We start from the raw sequence: 3084 nt of genomic DNA, 5'->3' as shown, positions 1-3084 counted from the left end.
ATACAATGACATCTATTAATATCCTAACGGATATAAATAAAATGAGAGAAAACTCATAAAAACAACCAATTATTCTTTAACAACCTAGAAATAGGTTATAGAAAAATCTCAATTAATAACTTAAAGGTCAAGTTATTAAGGGTGTAGGGCGGATGCCTTGGCACTAGGAGCCGATGAAAGACGTGATAAGCTGCGATAAGCTTCGAGGAGTGGCACATACACATTGATCCGAAGATTTCTGAATGAGGAAACTCACTTGGAGTAATGTCCAAGTATCCATAGATGAATACATAGTCTATGGAGGGGAACTCAGGGAACTGAAACATCTAAGTACCTGAAGGAAGAGAAAGAAATTCGATTCTGCTAGTAGCGGCGAGCGAACGCGGAAGAGCCCAAACCAAGTCAGTTTACTGATTTGGGGTTGCGGACATATCTTAAGGAAAAGTTATTGCGAGTAGAATAGGTCTGGAAAGACCAACCACAGAGGGTAATAGTCCCGTACACAAAGCCAAGAAAGTTCTTGATATGATCCAGAGTACCACGAGACACGTGAAACCTTGTGGGAAGCAGGGGGGACCACCCCCCAAGGCTAAATACTACCTAGTGACCGATAGCGAATAGTACCGTGAGGGAAAGGTGAAAAGAACCCCGGGAGGGGAGTGAAATAGAACCTGAAACCCTGCACTTACAAGCTGTGGGAGCGCATTATTCGCGTGACCGCGTACTTTTTGTAGAACGGGCCAACGAGTTACGTTATGTGGCAAGGTTAAGCACTTAAGGTGTGGAGCCGAAGCGAAAGCGAGTCTTAACTGGGCGCCATAGTCACATGACGTAGACCCGAAACCGGGCGACCTACCCATGAGCAGGATGAAGCGAAAGTAAAATTTCGTGGAGGTCCGAACCCACGTACGTTGAAAAGTGCGGGGATGACTTGTGGGTAGCGGTGAAATTCCAATCGAGCTCGGAGATAGCTGGTTCTCCCCGAAATAGCTTTAGGGCTAGCCTTGAACTTAGAGATGTGGAGGTAGAGCACTGAATGTCCTAGGGGGTATTGCACTTACCGAAGACTATCAAACTCCGAATGCCATTATCTTTTGTTCAGGAGTCAGACTATGGGTGATAAGGTTCATAGTCGAAAGGGAAAGAGCCCAGACCGTCAGCTAAGGTCCCTAAATGTATGTTAAGTGGTAAAGGATGTGGGATTGCACAGACAACCAGGATGTTGGCTTAGAAGCAGCCACTCATTTAAAGAGTGCGTAATAGCTCACTGGTCGAGTGATCCTGCGCCGAAGATTTCCGGGGCTAAAACATACTACCGAAGCTACGGCATCATATGATGATGGGTAGGGGAGCTTCCCATGCAGGTTGAAGCGATACCGTAAGGAGTCGTGGACAGTATGGGAGAGAGAATGTTGGCATGAGTAGCGAGATGAGGGTGAGAATCCCTCAGGCCGCAAACCCAAGGTTTCCAGGGGAAGGTTCGTCCTCCCTGGGTTAGTCGGGACCTAAGCTCAGGCCGAAAGGCGTAGGCGATGGACAACAGGTTGAGATTCCTGTACTACCGATAATCGTTTGAGAGAAGGGATGACACAGTAGGATAAGCTGAGCACACTGTTGGTTAAGTGTGTCTAAGCGTTGAGGCAGACTAGATAGGCAAATCCGTTTAGTTAATGCTGGGGCGCGATGGGGAGCGAAACTAAGTAGCGAAGCAGCTGATTTCACACTGTCGAGAAAAGTCTCTATCGAGATTAAAGGTACCCGTACCGCAAACCGACACAGGTGGGTGAGGAGAGTATCCTAAGGCCAGCGAGAGAACTGTTGTTAAGGAACTCGGCAAAATGACCCCGTAACTTAGGGATAAGGGGTGCCCCAGAAATGGGGCCGCAGAGAATTGGCCCAAGCGACTGTTTACCAAAAACATAGGTTTCTGCTAAGTCGCAAGACGATGTATAGGAGCTGACGCCTGCCCGGTGCTGGAAGGTTAAGGGGATCTGTAAGAGCAATCGAAGCAGTGATCTTAAGCCCCAGTAAACGGCGGCCGTAACTATAACGGTCCTAAGGTAGCGAAATTCCTTGTCGGGTAAGTTCCGACCCGCACGAAAGGCGTAACGATTTGGGCACTGTCTCAACAACAGACTCGGTGAAATTGTAATCCCGGTGAAGATGCCGGGTACCTGCGACAGGACGGAAAGACCCCATGGAGCTTTACTGTAGCTTGACATTGGGTTTCGATACTACATGTACAGGATAGGTGGGAGACTAAGAAATCAGGGCGTCAGTTTTGATGGAGTCACCCTTGGGATACCACCCTTGTAGTATTGGGACTCTAACCATAGGCCATGAATCTGGTCTTGGGACACTGTCTGGTGGGCAGTTTGACTGGGGCGGTCGCCTCCCAAAAGGTAACGGAGGCGCTCAAAGGTTCCCTCAGTACGGTCGGAAATCGTACGAAGAGTGTAAAGGCAAAAGGGAGCTTGATTGCAAGACATACAGGTCGAGCAAGGTAGAAATACGGACTTAGTGATCCGGTGGTTCTGAGTGGAAGGGCCATCGCTCAACGGATAAAAGCTACCCTGGGGATAACAGGCTTATCTCCCCCAAGAGTCCACATCGACGGGGAGGTTTGGCACCTCGATGTCGGCTCATCACATCCTGGGGCTGTAGTTGGTCCCAAGGGTTGGGCTGTTCGCCCATTAAAGTGGTACGCGAGCTGGGTTCAGAACGTCGTGAGACAGTTCGGTCCCTATCCGTCGCAGGCGTAGGAAATTTGAGAAGATCTGTCCTTAGTACGAGAGGACCGGGATGGACATACCTCTGGTGTACCAGTTGTTCTGCCAAGGGCATGGCTGGGTAGCTATGTATGGAAAGGATAAGCGCTGAAAGCATCTAAGCGCGAAGCCAACTTCAAGATAAGATTTCCCACCGTAAGGTTAAGATCCCAGGAAGACTACCTGGTTGATAGGTCAGAGGTGTAAGTGCAGCAATGTATGTAGCTTACTGATACTAATAGATCGAGGACTTGACCAAAGATATCATTGGATATCACTAGAATTCAGTTTTGAGAGTACAATACTTTCAAAATAT

Annotated in this window: 1 rRNA gene; it reads left to right on the top strand. The window is 48.4% G+C overall.

Annotated elements, in window-relative coordinates:
• Nucleotides 1–125 precede the first annotated feature (125 nt).
• Nucleotides 126–3027: ribosomal RNA gene (locus HMPREF1639_RS03825) — 23S ribosomal RNA — on the top strand.
• The last annotated feature ends 57 nt before the right edge of the window (nucleotides 3028–3084 follow it).

Origin of the sequence: Peptostreptococcus sp. MV1 (assembly GCF_000758885.1) — a bacterium.
GTDB lineage: Bacteria > Bacillota > Clostridia > Peptostreptococcales > Peptostreptococcaceae > Peptostreptococcus.
This window is presented reverse-complemented; position numbering and strand designations above follow the sequence as displayed.